We start from the raw sequence: 18,197 nt of genomic DNA on the forward strand, positions 1-18,197 counted from the left end.
TAATGGGAAGATCAGATGATGCCAAGGCGCATGCGGTAAGAAAACAAGACCGTTCTCGTTTGTCCGTCAAATATCCGGGCTGCGAGCGCTCTGAATTCATCCGCGGCCGTTAATAGTTCGTTCGCTCCAAGCTTCAGCGCTGTCTGCAAGCCGCCCTGGCTGAGGGCCAGATTGACGTACCGATCCGCATCAAACGTCTCATGGTGATGGAATACGATCTCACGAACATAGCGGAACAGGCCTGATTGGCTTATTTGCTGCAAATGTCCGTCCTTGCTCCATTTATGAGCCTGGTTTTCCTGTGCTTCCAGACTGGAGGCTTGATGATCGGCTTCCGCGATCAACTGCTGATATGCCTGCTCCAGCTGCCAATCGAGGATAGGCGGCCAGTCACAATCATAGGCGGCAAATATGCCTCCCGGTCGCAGTACACGTGCGAATTCACGAAGTGTGGACTCAGGCTCCATCCAGTGGAACGATTGGGAGCAGGTCACAATATCCACACTGCCGTCTGGCAATCCCAGTTCATGAGATAAGCCTGATACAAATCGCAGATGATCCGGTTTGCCCGCAGCCTCCCATTTGGCCTCCGCCACGGCTCGCATGTCATCGCTGGGTTCTACACCAATAATGCGTTCAGCTTCATTCAGCCAGATCCATGAGGATAACCCGGTGCCGCAGCCCACATCTGCAACCAATCTTGGTTTGGTGCCGAGATAGGTGTTCAGAATTTCCACGACTTCTGTGGGTGCAGCCGGGCGATTCTGGTCATATAACGTACCGAAGCCTTTGAAACGTTCCACATTGTTGCGTCTGATGTCTTGCATGGATAAACCTCCTCTACAAAATGGGTGACTAGCAATGAATTGATGAATTCAAGTTCTTGGCGATTCCATTATATCATTCATTGGGCTTGCAGCTGTCAGGATTGAAGGCTTGCACGTGTTTGACAGCCTGTTGATATCGACGGAGCAGTTCATGTCTGACATGTGGAGGTTCGAGAACGGTCAGTTCAGCACCAAATGACATCAGAAACGAATACAGCCGCTCTCCTTCATGAATTTCCAACGTCACACGAAGGCGACCATCCGGCTGTTTGTTAATCCGGGAAGGTTCGAAGAAATCAAGCGCCCGATAAGCAATAGAACTTGAAAATAAGAGATTCAGGGATAAGGGAGCGTTCACAGGTGTCTTTTCCACATCGGCAGTAGAAGAAGCTGATCCATGCTCTTGCAGCCTTGGCAGTAAACGGAGTTCGGAGATCCGTTTCATCTTGAATGTCTTTTTCTCGGTAGAATACGGCAGGCTTTCGTCCTGTCCTTCGATATACCATGTACTATTTTTGAAAATGAGTTTGACGGGTGCAATGGTTTCCACACTTGGTTCTCCGTCAGAGTCGATATAGTTGAATGTCATCCCTTGCTTGGTCAGTATGGCCTGCTTCACTAAGTTGAACATTTCTCTTTCCTGCACAGGGATATTGCCCCACGGGGAGAAATCGAATTCAATCCAATCCAGTTTGTGATCAAACAAGGCAGTCAGCCGTTTGAGCATATGAACACTGTTCAGGTGTGGAATGGCACTGATACTGTATAGGCCAAGCAAAATTTCGTTCTGATCTTCTTCAGACAGCAGGGACTTGTCCATAACATAATTGTCCATCAGATGGATGCCACCGTGCTTGCCAGTGGTGGTGTAGACGGGAATTCCCGCTGCGCTCAGCCGATCGATGTCACGGTAGACCGTGCGTACCGAGATTTCAAACAAGCGGGCGAGTTCAGGCGCGGTGGCTTTCTTCTTCTCAAGTAACAGCAGCAGCATTCGAAATAATCGGTTATTTTCCATGCTATGATTATACCATGACAATAGGTGTCAGGGTATGGATGCTACACTGGTATTACAGTGTTAAGCAGCTCATTCATAGGAGGACTTGTCATGAAAATGAAAGATGGATTTTACTGGGGCGGTGCAACAGCTGCCAATCAATTCGAAGGCGGATGGAATCAGGGCGGCAAAGGCCCGAGCACATCCGATATGATGACAGGCGGAACCCATACGACTCCGCGGCGGATTACGCCAGTACTTGAAGAAGGCACGTATTACCCGAGCCATGAGGCTGTAGACTTTTACGGACATTACAAAGAAGATATTGCCTTGATGGCAGAGATGGGTTTCAAAATGTTCCGCATGTCCATCAACTGGTCCCGGATCTATCCGAACGGTTATGATCTGGAGCCAAACGAAGAGGGATTGCAGTTCTATGATCAAGTTTTTGCCGAACTGAAAAAATATAACATCGAACCGTTGGTAACCATCTCTCACTATGAGACACCATTTGGTTTGACGCAAAAATACAACGGATGGGCTTCGCGTGAAGTGATTGATTGTTACCTCCGTTATTGTACAACCCTGTTCACTCGCTATAAGGACCAGGTGAAATATTGGTTGACATTCAACGAAATCAACTGTCTGACCATGCCGATGGGCGCATATATGGCGGCGGGTATTCTGTTTGAAGGAAAAGAAACGTTGACAGACGGCATCGACGATCCGCAGACTCGCTTCCAGGCATTGCATCATCAGTTCGTGGCGAGTGCAAAGGCCGTCAAGCTTGGACATGAGATTAACCCCGATTTCCAAATCGGCTGTATGGTTGCGTTCATGACAACCTATCCGAACACGTGTAATCCGGATGACATTTTGCTTGCACAGAAGAAGGATCAGCTTTCAAACATGATCTGTGGGGACGTGCAAGTGAGAGGAGCGTACCCTGGTTTCGCCAAACGCTTCTTCGCAGAGCAGGGCATTCAGATCGAAATGCAGCCGGAAGATGAGCAAACCCTGCGTGAGGGCTGCGTGGACTTCTACTCCTTCAGCTATTATATGTCCTTGGTTGAAAGTGCGGACGAGTCCTTGGAGAGAGCCGAAGGCAACCTGCTGGGCGGGATCAAAAATCCGTACCTGGAAGCTTCTGACTGGGGCTGGCAGATTGATCCGAAAGGATTGCGTTACACGCTGAATCATCTCTATGATCGCTATCAGGTGCCATTAATGGTCGTTGAGAACGGTCTGGGTGCAGTCGATGTGGTAGAAGAAGATGGCACCATTCAGGATGACTATCGCATTGATTATTTGAGAGGTCATATTGAGCAAATGAAAGAAGCAGTAGCGGATGGGGTGGAGCTCATTGCCTACACGATGTGGGGATGTATTGACCTCGTCAGCGCATCGACCGGAGAGATGAAGAAGCGTTACGGCTTCATTCATGTCAACAAGGATAATGATGGAAATGGTGATCTGAGCAGAACGCCGAAGAAGAGCTTCCACTGGTACAAAAAAGTCATTGAATCCAATGGCGAAGAACTATAATGGATTGCTGATAAAAAGAGCTGTCGTACCCGCTTGTTCCCTCTATGGGAATAGGCGGGTATTTGCTTTTGAATAAAATCTCGAATAATTTACATACTTAACTCAGAGACTGAGCATAAGTGAAGGTAAAACGCTAGATGTGATTTTTTCAGCAGATTCATATGATCGTTCAGAAAAGGGGAGATCTCTCTGTGAACACTTCCGGGAATCGCTACAGCATGTCACCCATTCATCTGTATTTTGTGCTCTATGTAAGTTTGGTTGGCGTGGGTTTAATGAATTTTCAATATAAAATGCTGCGCGGCGCGGAGAAAGATGGATGGATCAGCATTTTGGCCGCCGCTGTCATGATCACCATCATCCTTAAAATGATGTTTGTCCTGCTGTCACGCCAATCCCCCGGTCTTTCCTCTCTCGTTCACATCAATAGGCGGTATTGGGGCCGAATCGTGGGTTCAGTCCTGAATTGGATCTTTATTTTATATTTTCTGCTGGGTGCTTTTGTAGCCTATCGCTCCTATATTCATATCATCCAGCTGTGGATTCTTCCCACACAAAATAACTGGCTGCTGGGCATCGTGGTACTGCTGCTTGTCTATTACTGTGTGTCTGGCGGCATTCAGTCGGTCACCGGGATGTGCCTCTGGGGCACCCTCTTCATCCTAGTATTTGTCTTCCCGCAGACATTCCTGGTCTCTTCCTATCTTCATCCACGAAACCTTCTTCCCGTGCTGGATCACGATGTCACATCCATATGGTTGTCCACAAGGGATATGCTTCATGAATTTATCGGCTGCGGCATTCTGCTGGTCGTATATCCGTACATCAAGACGCCAGATCGCTCGCTCAAATGGGCTTATCTCGCTTTGGTTACTGCAACCATAGTGTATCTGGTTTTCTTTATCTATTCCTTTATGTACTTCAATCATGGACAGATGAAGGAACATTTGTGGCCTACCCTGAGCCTGATCAGCATTATTGAAATGCCTTTGATCCAGCGGATGGAGTATCTGGTGTTATCCTTTTGGCTGCTAAAAATTCTATCCATCATCACGTTGGGACTTTGGGCAGGATGTCATTGTTTGAAACTGGAGAGATCAATCAAGCCCAGTCTCGGACTGAAACTTGCCATCGTCCTTTTTGCTATTCTTTTGTTTGTGGTTAAAGACACCGTGGATATTGATATGGTCACCGAGATATACACCAGAACCGGCGAAATATTGATTTTGTTATATGTCCCGCTTCTGTTTATCATCTCCCTGATCCGCAAGAATCTGGGGGGCTCTACCGGACATCAGGATATGCCGGACCAGCCCAAAGGAGAGGAAGCATGAATTCACCTGCCAGTGACAACCATAAAATCTCCAGTACATCTCATGACCCGCTCGATCCATGCCGTCGCTCTGATGATTTTATCAAAAGTACGATGACCGTCTCCGGACTGGTCCTTGAAGTCTGCTACTATAAAACGCTCGTGGACAGCCATCTCCTTGAAGTAGCCATCCACTCCTTGCAGGAACGCATCCCTTCAAGCGAAGAAGTGAATTTGCATGATGTGCTCTCGCATATTCCCATAGAGGAAACAAGTCTTACCGATCAAGACGAGGAAATGGTCAAATCCCTTCTTCAAGGCAGCCTGCTTATCCGGCAGTGCGGACAGACCCATGAGGGTATTCTGGTTCCCATGCCTGGCAAGGAAGGGATACGAAGTGATAACGACACGGAAAATGAATTTAGCGTGATCGGACCCAAGGTCGGATTCGTCGAGGCATTGCCGGTTAACCTGCATCTGATCCGTACTCAGCTGCGAACACCTAATCTGATCATCAAGGAAATGACACTGGGTTCCTTGTCCCAATCCCAAGTAGCCATTCTGTATATGGATGGTATTGCTCAACCCGAGAACGTCAGCCGGATGGAGGACAGACTGAAGGGGATCGATTTTGATGCTGTCTTGGACACGTCACAGTTGGATCAACTGATCGCAGATAACTCATTTACTCCGTTCCCCTTGTTTACGACGACAGAACGGAGGGACAGAGTCATCTATGCCCTGATCACCGGGCAGGTTGCCGTCATCAGCGAAGGCTCGCCAAGTTTTATTACAGGGCCATCCACGTTGTTTGATTTTTTTGTATCGCCGGAAGATTATTATCTGCCGTGGGCACTTGGATCTTTTTTTCGCCTGATTCGCATTTTTGGAGTCATTTTCTCGCTGTTTGCCTCAGCCCTCTATGTGGCATTAATGACCTTTCACTATGAGGTCATACCCAAGGAGCTGCTTGGCAAATTGATCTCATCCAGACAAAATGTACCGTTTCCCCCTTTTGTGGAAGCCATATTTCTGGAGACGACGATTGAATTCCTGCGTGAAGCAGGAGCCAGACTGCCGAACCGGATCGGACAAACACTGGGTATTGTTGGCGGGATCATTCTTGGGCAGGCCGCCGTAGAGGCCGCACTTACGAGCAACGTACTGATCATCATCGTATCCTTGTCTGCACTGGCTTCGTTTGTGACACCGATCTATAAAATGTCCAATGCCATTCGTTTTCTGCGATTTCCGATCATTATACTGGCTGCCATCTGGGGCGCATTCGGGATCGCGATCGGACTGTGCTTCCTCCTTGTCCATCTGTCGCGATTAAAGTCGCTGGGGTCGCCTTACATGGCTCCTTTTTATCCGATGCGGTTCAGGGATTTGAAAGACAGCCTGATTCGTGCTTCCTATCAACAGACGGATAAGAGGCCGAGCTATTTAAGGCCGCTCTCCTTCATCCGCTACAAGCCGGGAAGGGTTCATCAAACGAATCAACTGGATGAGGAGTGAGCGTATGAAACGTCTGTCCAAATGGATCCTCGCCGTAATGTGCGTAATGGGGATGCTGCTGCTCAGCTCCTGCCAGGATACGAGCATTGTGAATGAGATCAGCCTTGTCCTAACTTCCGCATACGATCTGCAAGATAAACAAATTCACAACAGCGTGCTCATCGGTGAGTATACCGAGAAGGACAAGAGTGACGTCGAACTGCTGGAGATCGATTCAACCAACAGCTTCGATGTCATGCCAAGAATGAATATGCAGGCGAAAGAACCTATTGAGTATGGCCAATTAAGAATGATGGTGCTGGGTGAGGACTATGCGAAACACGGGATAGGCGATATTCTGCGCGTGTTATCCCATAATACCCGGGTATCCAGACGTATGCAGTTTGCCGTAGCGGAAGGAAAGGCGCTGGATATCATTAAGGCGTCCATTCCCGCTCATGATCCTCTGTATCTGATGAAATTAATCGAGCAAAACGGCAATTTTGCCAATCTGCCTCACTTCAGTCTGCATCAGACGTTATTCCAATATTTCAGCAAAGGACAGGATATCTATCTCCCTCGGCTTCGTTTGAACGATCAGGATAAAATTATGCTGGGTGGGCTCGTGGTTTTCAAAGGGGAAAAAGCTGTACTTCAGCTGAGCGATGAAGAGGGGCTTTGTTTGAAGCTGCTTACTGAGGATGCCAAGAATGGCAAGTTTCTTGCACAGATCAATGAGGTTGAGGGGGCACAGAAGCAAGCGGCTAATACAACAGACAATGATGCCCTAATCAAAATTTTATCTTCCTCTGTGAAGCATCGGATGCGTTCAGACACCCCAGCAGCGCTGGATTCAAAGATTCACATCAGTGCATCTGTGGTTAAGGCTTCACGGAATGATTTTCTGTTATCCGGCAAGGAGATGAAGGAACTGGAAGCCGAGATGAAAAGGCATATGGAAGCTAAAATGAATCAACTGATCCGAAAGTGTCAGAGAGAAAATGTGGATCCGATCGGGTTTGGAGAGTATGTGAGAAGTCGTACCCACCATTGGGACAATGAAACGTTCTATAAAAATTATGGCTCGATGGATATTCGGGCTCACGTGGAGCTGACTCTCGTCCAGGACGGTATCCAGGAATAAAAACAGGAAAACCCGCTCTAACCTCAGCTCTGAGGGTGGCGGGTCTTTCATATGTTCTAAATTTGATGTTTTATGTCAGAGGTTTGGAATGATGCAGGGAGAGCCGCTCCACATAACGCTGATAAAACCAAATGCAAATGGCCAGCCAGCTGCCGCTCAAAAAGTAACCTCCGGCAATATCACTTGGATAGTGTACACCCAGATAAACCCGACTCATGCCAATGGTCAAAATAAAGGCTGCACTCACGATGATCATGATAACCCTGCCTGTTGCTGTCGGGATATGCTTCCAGATCAGAAAGGCAAGTCCGCCATAAAGGCTGAATGCTGCCATCGAGTGTCCGCTTGGGAAGCTGTAACCGCTCGCTTCTATAATGCGGTGAATGGTGGGTCTGGCACGCTGAAACGCCAGTTTCAACAGGGTGTTTAGCAACGTGGAACCTGCAATGACTGCTGCCAAAAACAGAAGTTCCCGTCGGTGTCCCAGGAAAAGATATAATACCATCATAGAGATGATCGTTATGATGATCACAGGCCATCCGCTGCCAATCCAGGTGAACACCTGCATCCACTTGGTCATTCCGGGAGCTTCCATCCCTTGTATCCATCCAATCAGGTTATCATCAAACCGGTGGATCTGGTTATCACTGATAGACAGGGCAATCAGTGCAAATACGGTAAGGCTCAATGCTGCAAGGAGCAGCGGGATAGAGAAGGCCTTTTTCCCTTGCTGTCTCAAATGTCATGTTCCTCCAGGATGCCTGAATTTCATATGTTGGGCCGCCAGCCATACGATATGGATATTATGCTATCATTTCACCTTAAATATAGCTTGAACAAAAAGATTAGCGCCTCAGTTCAGTTGAAGCATATATTCATACGCGGTAACACCGAAGACACGCTTAAAATGTCTGTTCAAATGCGTAAGATCGACGAATCCGCATTCGGCTACCGCGGAGTAGACATCCTTATGCTTCTCTATGGCCTGCCGGGCGTGTTCAACCTTGCAGTTCAGGAAGAACTGGTAGGGTGATATGCCGGCATGTGACTTGAATTCCCGGATAAACTGAAACTTGGACATATTGAATTCGGTACAGAGATCATCTAGTTTCAGCACATCATCGAACCTGCTGAACATCATTTCTTTGGCCTTTCGGACAAGCCCGTCACCAGGTCCGGGAATGTGAGTATCAATCTCCGACCGGGACAGCAGATGTACGAGGCTGAAGAGCAGTTCACTGCATTTGGCTTCATCTTGCCCGCTCTGAACGGCATGGTTCAGCATGAGAATACTTCGTGCCAGCTGCGGATTATAGACAATGGGAGTGGAGAAACGCAATTCCTTTTTCCCCAGAATGTCTTCTACCACCTCCGGCTTCAGATACAACATGACGTAGTCGATACCAGCTTTGTCGTAAGAACTGCCATCATGGGACTGCTCCCGATTAAACAGCATGACACCGTTCTGGTGGGAAGCCTGATAATGACCATCCAGATGGTACTGCTGGATACCGCGCAGCGTCACACCAACCGCATATTCCTCGTGACAGTGCTTCTTATACGTAAAATCCGTAAAACTGGCCGAAAGGGCCAGGACATCAGACGACTTCTTATAATTGAACAGCTCCACTCCATGCATACCTCCAATCTAGATGAGTCCCGATACCATAATGGCTGAGTATACCAAAAAGAGAGCCATCACGATACTAAAAGCTTTTTGATGATCATGCAAAAATTGCCTGAACACAGAGCCGAAAACAACCCAGCTGGTAAAGGCCAAAAATCCAATCAAAGTGATAAGACAGACAAACAGCACCGTTGACAGCGAGGTGTCATAATAGGGCAGCACATAGCTGGGGATGACGGTGAACGTGAACAGAATTACCTTCGGATTCACAAACTGCATAATTAAACCGCTCACAAATCCGGTTGCTTGCTTCGGTGCCTCTTCGGAAGATCCCATCTTGTAGATCTGATAGGCGAGGTACAGCATATACAGGCTGCCAACGATCTGCATCACATGCAGAAGACTGGGCAAGATGCCGGCCAGAAGATGATTGAGGAAAGCCGATGCGGCAAGCAGCAACCCAAATGCCACGGTGGCTCCCCACACATAATGCATCGTTTTGCGTGCACCCGCGTGCTGGACGGAAGATAAAATGACAATATTGCTGGGTCCTGGCGTAAAGGTAACCACAATGCAATAAATCAAAAAAGATGTAAGGTTCATCGTTTCATAGTGCCTCCCCGGGTTGTAGTTTCATGATCATACTGCGGGAATGGGGGAACCGATAGTACATTATTGCAGCAGCACAACCTGAGATCGAATGTATGAAGATACTTTGGTTGGAGAGAAAGCGGTTTCTTTTTTACGTATTTGCGTTTACAATTTAAGCGAAACGCAAGTGGACAGATCTCAAGGATGTGAAAACGAAGTTGAAAAAGACATTGCTAGTCTACATTTTGCTTATCTCGGCTTTTGCACTGTATGTGCTCAGGTATGAATACTCAAGCGAAGCGAATGGCTCTTGGGAAGCCAAGGGACTGCGTGGAGATATCGGTGAAACATACATCATGATCACATTTCAGTCCGGCTTGGAATATTGGAAAAGTGTGCTCAAAGGCTTCGAGGATGCGGGGGATGCGCTCGGAGTAACCGTGGAGTATCGGGGAGCTACCCGATATGACCCGAAGGAACAGACCACGATCATTGAGCAAGCGATTGCACGGAAACCGGCAGGCATCGCTATCTCCGCCATTGACCCGCAATCGCTTATTCCTGTGATTAACAAAGCATTGGATGCAGGTATTCCGGTGGTTTTGTTTGATGCGGATGCCCCGGACAGCAGGGCCTATTCTTTTCTCGGCACGGACAATTATCAAGCAGGGGTGACTGCTGCGGACAAAATGGCCGAGCTTCTGGGCCGGGAGGGAGAAGTCGCCGTTCTGACCATGCCGGGACAGCAAAATCATGAGGAGCGAACGGAAGGCTTCCGCGATACCATCCGTGATCGGTACCCTTCCATGAAGGTTGTTGAAGTCACGGACGGGCACGGAGATGCAATGAAATCGAGAGATGAAGCTCTTCGAATGATGAAGACATATCCGGAGCTCGGCGGTATTTTTGTAACCGAAGCGACAGGAGCAGCGGGCGTTGGTGAAGCGGTTCAGAATGGGGATGCAGGTTATCCGCTACAGATCATATCCTTTGATACCAATAAAGCTACACTGGACATGATCAAGAGCGGCACAATCTCTGCAACGATCGCACAGGGAACCTGGAACATGGGTTACTGGTCCCTTCAATATCTGTTTCATTTGCACCACCAACTCACCGTACCTGCACCGTCTTCTTCGGATGAAAATGCACCGCTGCCGGTTAGGGTGGATACCGGAATCTCTGTCGTGACACGATCGAATGTAGATGATTACTATGCCAAATAAAACAGAACATCGTTCTCGAATGCCCCTCGGTTGGAAGAAAATTCGTTTCCGGATGAAGAGCGGATTGCAGAGACTGCGTTTGCGTAATATGCCGCTGCGCTATCAGCTGATGCTGCTCTTTTTGCTCTTTGCGATCGTTCCTTCAGTGGGACTCGGACTGCTGGTGAACTGGACAGTGGAACGGATTGTTGAAAGGCAGGTCGAGGGACACACGATGCAGCTAATCGGCAAAGTCAATGAAGCACTTGACAGCAAGATGGAGAATTTGCAAAACATGACCTATCTGATTGCGTTTGACCCGGATATCCGTGCGTTCATGGAAGGGAAAACGGAGTTTGACGGTCATACAGGAGCAGCCGTATCCGGTGGCAATTCGAATCAGTCCAAAGATCAGGATCAACTGTATGGGATCAAGCAGTTTTTGCAGGGATTCACGACATTGTATCCGGAGATTGCAGGAATTGTCCTTGTGAATGGAAATGGAGATTACATTAGCAACGAGATGTACCCGAAAACCAATCAGAGCCTGGTCCAGGAGCAGTGGTACCAAGGTGCATCCCGGAATGCCGGCATTTTTACTGTGCTGGGTCAACCGAGACAGCGCAACATCACGACACATGTTCGGTATAAGGATAGTGAAATTGTGTCTGTTGCACGTTCCATTACGGATGAAACATCAGGACGTGTGCTCGGTGTCATTATGATTGACCTGAAACTGCGTACCGTATCTCAGGCCGCCAGAGATGTGACGCTGGGGAAATCCGGATATGTGATGGTGACCGATGCAGAAGGGCGAAGTGTCTATATGCCGGACAACCCACTTGTTGAGGAGATTCCATCAGCGTGGTTCCCATCCGGGGATAGCGGAATATTCAACGCTGAAGCGGATGGGAAGGAATTGTTATTCATGTACCAGTCTTCCTCGTTTACAGGATGGAGAACTGTAGGCGTATTTCCGGCAAGGGAATCGATAGCTGAAGTCCGCCAGATTCAGTTTTACGTTGTCAGTTTTGTGTTCGTGGTCTGTCTCTTTGGTCTGAGCGCTTCCCTTCGGTTCTCCAGTTCCATCGCTCAGCCTATTTTCCGGTTAATGTCTTATATGCGCAGGGCGGAAACGGGAAATCTCAGATCCGGCCGCTGGAGCGATCGGGCTGATGAAATCGGCATGCTGGGTAGAAGTTTTAACCGAATGCTGGCACAGATCCGGCAGCTCATGTCTCTTAACGAATTAAGGGAGCGGCAAAAGCGGGATGCTGAAATGCGAAGCCTGCAGGAGCATATCAAACCTCACTTTTTATATAACACCCTGGATACGATCCATTGGATGGCACAGAGGAAAGGTGTGCACGATGTATCCGAGATGGTGGGTGCCCTGTCCAGACTATTTCGTATCGGGCTCAGCAAAGGCAATGACTTCATTCCCTTGCAATCCGAGGTTGAACATATATCCAGTTATCTGCAAATTCAGCAGACCCGGTACCGGAATCGACTTCAATGTGAGCTGGTGATTCCGGAGGAGCTGAAGGAGCTGTTCGTGCTTAAGCTGGTGCTGCAGCCTATTGTGGAAAATGCCATCTATCACGGGATTAAGGGCAGACGAGGTCCGGGTAAGATTCGAATTGAAGCCAAAGTACAAGATCATAAGCTGGTTCTGACGGTACAGGATGATGGCGCCGGAATGTCCAGCGAGCGGCTGCACGAGATGGCACAACTGCTCGGTACGCCCCTGGTAAGCATGGAAACACAGGAAGCCGGTCAGGGCGGCAAAAGCTATGGCATGCTGAATGTACAGGCACGCCTTCGGCTTTCTTTTGGAGAAGAATATGGGATCAGTTTGAATAGTCGGGAAGGTGAAGGGACTTGTGTGACCATCACTCAGCCGTTGATGAAAGAACTTCCACAAGCGTTGCAATTCGATACTGAAGGAAGGCGGGATAGTCAATGAAGGAAGCAATGATCCAAGCAGCTTGGACAGAACCAGAGACGGAGAGTAAGGCAGCATCGGTGGCTGCAGCCCAGACATTGCCGTCGGCCCGGCGTTACCGAGTGCTGATCGCAGATGATGAACCGATTATTCGCGAAGGCATTCGGGATGCCATTGACTGGGAAGCGCTTGGCATGGAGGTTGCCTGCGAAGCGGAGGACGGAGAGGAAGCGCTGGAGATGGCTGTCCAGTTCGGTATTGATATCATTCTAGTGGATATGAACATGCCATTTCTGAACGGCATTGATCTGATCCGTCGTCTTCAGGATGAGTGTCCGGATTGCCGCTGCCTCATCATCTCCGGGCATGATGAGTTCGCTTATGCCCAAGAGGCTGTACGGCTTGGCGTGGAGGATTACATTCTTAAGCCGGTAGATGCAGAGCGGCTGCACGCTGCGCTTGTGCGCCTGAAACAGCGCATGGATGAAGAACGTAGACGTACAGCCTACGTCAAGCAGGCTGCCGACCAGATCGAACGCAACATTCCGCTGCTGCGTCAGCGTTTTTGTCTGGAATGGCTGGAAGGACGGGCGGAAGGAAAAGATCTGACAGACCAGCTTGCGTTCCTGCGCCTGCCATCGGATCCGCCTGTGCAGATCGGGGTCGTCCGCTGGCCTGCGGCCGAAGCACGGCAGTCCCTTATGCGGGAGAATGATCGTCAATTGTTTCTTTTTGCCGTAGAAAATATTATCGGTGAACTGCTGGGAGATCTTCCCCATGTCCTGTTCCGGGACCCGAATGGATTAATTGGCTTCTGTCTCTGGAGGGCAGCTCCGGAAGAACTGGATTGCACGATTGAACAGCAAATTAGTACCTGTCTGAATATTGCTGTTCATGCTCATGTGGAGCAGAATACAGGTGCATTGGAGGAAGTCCCGATTGCTTACCGGTTATGCCGTGAGCTTATCTATGGGGAAGCCCGCTTATCTCCGCTGGTGCGTAGAGCTCGGCAGATCATTCATGAAGGATACGCGGATCGGGAACTGACACTGGAATCGCTCGCTTCGCGTCTGCAAGTCTCCTCGGTATATCTCAGCCGGGTGCTCAAGAAAGAGTTAAACGATACATTCGTAACCCTGGTCACACATGCCCGCATCCGCAAAGCAGTCCAGCTGCTGGATTCAACGGCACTGCCTATCCACAGCATTGCAGAACGGGTCGGTTACGATACCCAGCACTATTTCAGCACGGCGTTCAAGAAAGTGATGGGCATTTCACCCGCACAGTATCGGAAGGATGGGGGCACAGGGCAGAGTGCCTCCGCAGACCGCGTGTAGCATATAAGATATGGCGAAGACAAAAGAGTTGCTCTGCTTCTGAGAAGCGGATCAGCTCTTTTTTTGTGTCCAGGGATGGAACTGGAACTGTATTCAAAGAAAGGGATGCGGTACTCCTTCTGAGGATACAAAAGTTAAAATTTTATAAAAAAGGTTCAAAAGCTGCAAAGACTGTTCAAACCTGACAATGCTACGATGGGATCAGGCAGAAACAGAAGGCAATAGAAGTTCATTTCTAGATTGTAAGCGTTATCTTGTTTAACAATCAGATCCGCATGATTCGAGGAAAGGGGAACTTGATATGAAAAAAGGAGCAGTGATGATCTGGCTTCTGGTGATGACCTTGATGTTATCGGCCTGCAATCTGGCTGAGAGCGGAACAGGCAGCAAGGAAAAAGGATATGTCGGCATCTCCATGCCAACGAAATCGTCCGAGCGCTGGGTCGGCGACGGAGAGAACATGGTCCGACTATTTCAGGAACAAGGATATAAGACAGATCTGCAGTACGCTGAGGACGTGGTCGAAAATCAGATTTCACAGATTGAGAACATGATCACCAAGGGAGTGGATGTGATGGTCATTGCATCCGTGGACGGCAATACACTGACGGATGTAATCAAGAAGGCTCATGATGAGGGCATTCAAGTCATATCATACGACCGCCTGATCCGGAACACGCCTTATCTCACGTATTATGCGACGTTCGACAACTTCAAAGTCGGGGTGCTGCAGGCTTCCTACATTGAGCAGAAGCTTGGCCTCAAGGAAGGCAAAGGACCATTCAACATTGAGCTGTTTGGCGGCTCACCCGATGACAACAATGCGTACTTCTTCTTCGACGGTGCAATGTCTGTACTGAAACCGTATATCGACTCCGGCAAGCTTGTAGTACGTAGCAACCAAACCACAATGGCACAGATTGCGACCTTGCGTTGGGATGGAGCACTCGCCCAGTCGAGGATGGATAACCTGCTCAGTGCCTATTACTCTAGAGATAACCTGGATGCAGTGTTGTCCCCATACGACGGAATCAGCATTGGCATCATCTCGTCACTGAAAGGCGTCGGATACGGATCAGAAAGTAAACCTCTGCCTGTTATTACTGGGCAGGACGCGGAGCTGGCCTCCATCAAATCCATTGTTGCCGGAGAGCAGACACAGACGGTATTCAAGGATACACGCAAGCTCGCGGAGCAGACGGTAGAGATGGCCAATAGTATTTTACAAGGAAAACAAGCAGAAGTGAATGACAAAAAGTCATATAACAACGGTATTAAAATAATTCCGGCCTATTTGCTGGACCCGATCTCCGTGGACCGGACCAATGTGGAGAAGGACATTGTCGGCACCAATTATTACACGAAAGAGGAAATTGGACTGAAATAATAATGGAAAGGAGCAAGTCCCATGACCGGAATCATATTGGAAATGAAGGGCATCACCAAAACCTTTCCTGGCGTCAAAGCACTGGAAAACGTCAATCTCAAGATCCGGGAAGGTGAAATTCATTCCCTGTGCGGTGAGAACGGTGCAGGTAAATCCACGCTGATGAAAGTGCTTAGCGGTGTATATCCACATGGAACGTACGAAGGAGATATTTTATTTCAGGGGAAAACCTGTGAGTTCAAAAGCATCAAGCAGAGCGAGGATCTAGGAATCGTCATTATCCATCAGGAGCTCGCACTAATCCCTTACTTGTCCATTGCCGAGAACATCTACTTGGGCAACGAGCGTGCCAGCAAAGGCATCATTGACTGGAAAGAAACATTGGTCGGCACACGTGAATTGCTCTCCAAAGTGGGCTTGAGCGAAAATCCGAACACCCTTGTATCCAACATCGGTGTAGGGAAGCAGCAGCTGGTTGAAATTGCCAAAGCACTTTCCAAAAAGGTTCGTCTGCTCATTCTGGATGAACCGACGGCAGCGCTGAATGAGGACGATAGTGAAAACCTGCTCCAATTAATGCTGGAGTTCAAGAAGCAGGGAATTGCGTGTATCCTGATTTCCCATAAGCTGAACGAGGTATCCAAGGTATCGGATTCCGTCACGATATTGAGGGATGGCAAGACCATCGAGACGCTGGACATGAGGAAGGATAACGTCACCGAGGACCGGATTATCAGCGGAATGGTGGGCCGTGATCTGACAAGCCGCTATCCCGAGCGTCATGCGGATATTGGTAACGTCATTTTGGAAGTGAAGGACTGGACGGTTTATCACGAGCATCATGCTGATCGCAAAGTGCTGGACCGGGTCAACATGAATATTCGGCGTGGTGAAATTGTCGGCATAGCCGGTCTGATGGGTGCGGGACGTACAGAACTGGCCATGAGCATATTTGGCAAATCCTATGGACGCAACATATCGGGCCAGCTCATTAAGGATGGTCAACCGATTCAGAACAACAGTGTAACGGAGGCAATTCAGAATGGTTTTGCCTACGTGACAGAGGATCGGAAGGAATACGGACTTATTCTTATGGATGATATCAAACGCAATATTTCACTGACCGGCCTGGGCAAGCTGACCAAAAACGCCGTTGTGAATGAACGTGAAGAAGTGCTGGTTGCCGAAGAGATGAAGAAAAGCATGAATATCAAGGCCCCAAGCATCCTTCAGAAAACCGGCAATCTTAGCGGGGGTAACCAGCAGAAAGTGGTGCTGAGCAAATGGATATTTGCCGGACCGGATATTCTCATTCTGGATGAACCGACCCGCGGAATCGATGTGGGCGCGAAATTCGAGATCTATACGATTATTCACCGGCTTGCTGCTGAGGGCAAGGGCGTGCTGGTCATCTCATCCGAGCTCCCGGAGGTTCTGGGCCTGTGTGACCGGATTTATGTCATGAATGCCGGGCGCATCACGGGTGAAGTCAGCCGCGAGGAAGCGACGCAGGAAACGTTGATGAGATATATGACGAAGTCTGGAGGCGAGAAGCATGGAAATGCTAACTAAACTGTTCAAAAACAATATACGCCAATACGGCATGATTATCGCACTGGTTGTCATTATGATATTGTTCGAGGTGCTGACTGGCGGACTCTTGCTGAAGCCGATCAATATTACGAATCTGATTCTGCAGAACAGTTATATCCTGGTGCTCGCCATCGGGATGGTACTGGTCATCATTACCGGACATATTGATCTGTCGGTCGGATCTGTTGCAGCCTTTGTCGGTGCAGTGGCGGCAATTATGATGGTTGACTGGCAGCTTCCAGCCTGGCTGGCGGTGATTGCTTCTTTGCTAGTGGGGGCGTTAATCGGGGCGTGGCAGGGCTTCTGGATCGCGTATGTGCGGATTCCGGCCTTTATCGTAACCCTTGCGGGCATGCTGCTCTTCCGCGGCTTGACGATGATTGTGCTGGAGGGCCAGTCCATCTCTCCTTTTCCGGGGGGATTCCAAAAGATTAGCTCCGGATTCCTGCCTGATATCCAATTTTCAGGTTTCGGTCTCATCTCGATCCTTGTAGGGATTGCGCTTACAATCTGGTATATCGTAAATGAACTGCGGGAACGCCGCTCCCAGCGGAAATACGGATTCGCGGTGGTGTCGCAGGGACTTTTCCTGCTCAAACTGATTGTGGTGGCTGCGGTAACGAACCTGTTCACCTTCGTACTCGCAAGTTACGCCGGGATTCCAAATATCCTGATCCTGCTGTTTGTGCTGATCGTCGTGTATTCCTTCGTCATGAACCGAACTGTAATGGGACGTCATGTGTATGCACTTGGTGGAAATGAAAAGGCCGCAGGACTATCCGGAGTCAAAACCAAAAAAGTGACGTTCTGGGTATTTGTAAACATGGGTGTGCTCGCTGCTATATCCGGTCTGATCTTCGCTGCTCGTCTGAATGCGGCTACCCCAAGAGCGGGTACCAACTTTGAACTTGATGCGATTGCTGCCTGCTTTATCGGTGGAGCTTCAGCTTCCGGAGGGATTGGAACCGTGTTTGGAGCGATCATCGGCGGCTTGGTTATGGGGGTACTGAATAACGGGATGTCCCTCATTGGACTGGGCATTGACTGGCAGCAGGGAATTAAAGGTCTGGTGCTTCTGCTTGCCGTAGCCTTCGATATTTACAATAAAAATAAGAGATCAGCATAGATTGATAGAAAAAATAGATCATTTCATTGATATTTTAAAGCTCGGACTTCACTTAGGGTTAGAT

Annotated in this window: 15 protein-coding genes; 10 read left to right on the forward strand and 5 right to left on the reverse strand. The window is 48.9% G+C overall.

The features are described from left to right. Window positions 1-11: 11 nt before the first annotated feature. Both ABIC22_RS16315 and ABIC22_RS16320 read right to left on the reverse strand, forming a co-directional pair. Complete coding sequence (locus ABIC22_RS16315; RefSeq protein ID WP_354482189.1) at window positions 12-827, reverse strand: class I SAM-dependent methyltransferase; 816 nt, start codon at window positions 825-827, stop codon at window positions 12-14. Between the two features lie 73 nt (window positions 828-900). Beyond that, the gene (locus ABIC22_RS16320) at window positions 901-1,845 is read right to left on the reverse strand and encodes a helix-turn-helix transcriptional regulator (protein ID WP_354482192.1); all 945 of its coding nucleotides are present in this window, start codon (window positions 1,843-1,845) and stop codon (window positions 901-903) included. A gap of 90 nt (window positions 1,846-1,935) precedes the next feature. On the opposite strand from ABIC22_RS16320, the gene ABIC22_RS16325 reads away from it, so the two are divergent. The 4 genes from ABIC22_RS16325 to ABIC22_RS16340 all read left to right on the forward strand — a co-directional run bounded on the left by ABIC22_RS16325 (window position 1,936) and on the right by ABIC22_RS16340 (window position 7,322). Further along, the gene (locus ABIC22_RS16325) at window positions 1,936-3,369 is read left to right on the forward strand and encodes a glycoside hydrolase family 1 protein (RefSeq protein WP_336780327.1); all 1,434 of its coding nucleotides are present in this window, start codon (window positions 1,936-1,938) and stop codon (window positions 3,367-3,369) included. Window positions 3,370-3,560: 191 nt separating this feature from the next. After that, window positions 3,561-4,703: a GerAB/ArcD/ProY family transporter gene (locus tag ABIC22_RS16330; RefSeq protein WP_354482195.1), complete on the forward strand. Its 1,143-nt coding sequence runs from the start codon at window positions 3,561-3,563 to the stop codon at window positions 4,701-4,703. Then, entirely contained in the window at window positions 4,700-6,199 is a 1,500-nt protein-coding gene (locus tag ABIC22_RS16335; protein WP_354482198.1) for a spore germination protein, read from the forward strand. Before ABIC22_RS16330 ends, ABIC22_RS16335 begins: the two co-directional genes overlap by 4 nt. Before the next feature lie 4 nt (window positions 6,200-6,203). Beyond that, window positions 6,204-7,322, forward strand: coding sequence for a Ger(x)C family spore germination protein (locus tag ABIC22_RS16340; protein ID WP_354482201.1), 1,119 nt, complete (start codon window positions 6,204-6,206; stop codon window positions 7,320-7,322). Window positions 7,323-7,392: 70 nt separating this feature from the next. On the opposite strand, the gene ABIC22_RS16345 is transcribed toward ABIC22_RS16340, so the two are convergent. The 3 genes from ABIC22_RS16345 to ABIC22_RS16355 form a co-directional block, all read right to left on the reverse strand. Next, on the reverse strand, window positions 7,393-8,061 hold the full coding sequence (locus ABIC22_RS16345; RefSeq protein ID WP_483312551.1) for a phosphatase PAP2 family protein: 669 nt from the start codon (window positions 8,059-8,061) through the stop codon (window positions 7,393-7,395). A gap of 114 nt (window positions 8,062-8,175) precedes the next feature. Next, complete coding sequence (locus ABIC22_RS16350) at window positions 8,176-8,952, reverse strand: AraC family ligand binding domain-containing protein (RefSeq protein WP_354482203.1); 777 nt, start codon at window positions 8,950-8,952, stop codon at window positions 8,176-8,178. A gap of 18 nt (window positions 8,953-8,970) precedes the next feature. Next, on the reverse strand, window positions 8,971-9,552 hold the full coding sequence (locus ABIC22_RS16355) for a LysE family translocator (RefSeq protein ID WP_154896120.1): 582 nt from the start codon (window positions 9,550-9,552) through the stop codon (window positions 8,971-8,973). Between the two features lie 206 nt (window positions 9,553-9,758). Between ABIC22_RS16355 and ABIC22_RS16360 the strand changes: the two genes are divergently transcribed. The 6 genes from ABIC22_RS16360 (at window position 9,759) to mmsB (ending at window position 18,133) form a co-directional block, all read left to right on the forward strand. Continuing rightward, window positions 9,759-10,766, forward strand: coding sequence for a substrate-binding domain-containing protein (locus ABIC22_RS16360; RefSeq protein ID WP_354482206.1), 1,008 nt, complete (start codon window positions 9,759-9,761; stop codon window positions 10,764-10,766). Window positions 10,767-10,854: 88 nt separating this feature from the next. Further along, window positions 10,855-12,711, forward strand: a complete 1,857-nt coding sequence (locus tag ABIC22_RS16365) for a cache domain-containing sensor histidine kinase (RefSeq protein ID WP_483312592.1) — start codon at window positions 10,855-10,857, stop codon at window positions 12,709-12,711. Next, window positions 12,708-14,027 carry a response regulator gene (locus ABIC22_RS16370; protein WP_354482209.1) on the forward strand — a complete coding sequence of 440 codons (1,320 nt, stop codon included), beginning with the start codon at window positions 12,708-12,710 and terminating at the stop codon, window positions 14,025-14,027. Before ABIC22_RS16365 ends, ABIC22_RS16370 begins: the two co-directional genes overlap by 4 nt. A gap of 301 nt (window positions 14,028-14,328) precedes the next feature. Further along, window positions 14,329-15,414, forward strand: coding sequence for a multiple monosaccharide ABC transporter substrate-binding protein (chvE, locus tag ABIC22_RS16375; RefSeq protein WP_354482212.1), 1,086 nt, complete (start codon window positions 14,329-14,331; stop codon window positions 15,412-15,414). Window positions 15,415-15,435: 21 nt separating this feature from the next. Continuing rightward, window positions 15,436-16,986, forward strand: coding sequence for a multiple monosaccharide ABC transporter ATP-binding protein (gene mmsA / locus ABIC22_RS16380; RefSeq protein ID WP_095359719.1), 1,551 nt, complete (start codon window positions 15,436-15,438; stop codon window positions 16,984-16,986). Further along, entirely contained in the window at window positions 16,970-18,133 is a 1,164-nt protein-coding gene (gene mmsB, locus ABIC22_RS16385; RefSeq protein WP_239299446.1) for a multiple monosaccharide ABC transporter permease, read from the forward strand. The genes mmsA and mmsB overlap by 17 nt, the downstream gene beginning before the upstream one ends. Window positions 18,134-18,197: the final 64 nt, after the last annotated feature.

This window comes from Paenibacillus sp. PvP094, assembly GCF_040546835.1.
Lineage (GTDB): Bacteria > Bacillota > Bacilli > Paenibacillales > Paenibacillaceae > Paenibacillus > Paenibacillus illinoisensis.

Excerpts from the sequence above, each read along its gene's own strand:
- ABIC22_RS16370 (WP_354482209.1), top strand. The coding sequence starts at position 12,708 with ATGAAGGAAGCAATGATCCAAGCAGCTTGGACAGAACCAGAGACGGAG.
- ABIC22_RS16365 (WP_483312592.1), top strand. The coding sequence starts at position 10,855 with ATGCCGCTGCGCTATCAGCTGATGCTGCTCTTTTTGCTCTTTGCGATC.
- mmsA (WP_095359719.1), top strand. The coding sequence starts at position 15,436 with ATGACCGGAATCATATTGGAAATGAAGGGCATCACCAAAACCTTTCCT.
- ABIC22_RS16355 (WP_154896120.1), bottom strand. The coding sequence starts at position 9,552 with ATGAACCTTACATCTTTTTTGATTTATTGCATTGTGGTTACCTTTACG.
- ABIC22_RS16315 (WP_354482189.1), bottom strand. The coding sequence starts at position 827 with ATGCAAGACATCAGACGCAACAATGTGGAACGTTTCAAAGGCTTCGGT.
- mmsB (WP_239299446.1), top strand. The coding sequence starts at position 16,970 with ATGGAAATGCTAACTAAACTGTTCAAAAACAATATACGCCAATACGGC.
- ABIC22_RS16320 (WP_354482192.1), bottom strand. The coding sequence starts at position 1,845 with ATGGAAAATAACCGATTATTTCGAATGCTGCTGCTGTTACTTGAGAAG.
- chvE (WP_354482212.1), top strand. The coding sequence starts at position 14,329 with ATGAAAAAAGGAGCAGTGATGATCTGGCTTCTGGTGATGACCTTGATG.
- ABIC22_RS16340 (WP_354482201.1), top strand. The coding sequence starts at position 6,204 with ATGAAACGTCTGTCCAAATGGATCCTCGCCGTAATGTGCGTAATGGGG.
- ABIC22_RS16325 (WP_336780327.1), top strand. The coding sequence starts at position 1,936 with ATGAAAATGAAAGATGGATTTTACTGGGGCGGTGCAACAGCTGCCAAT.
- ABIC22_RS16335 (WP_354482198.1), top strand. The coding sequence starts at position 4,700 with ATGAATTCACCTGCCAGTGACAACCATAAAATCTCCAGTACATCTCAT.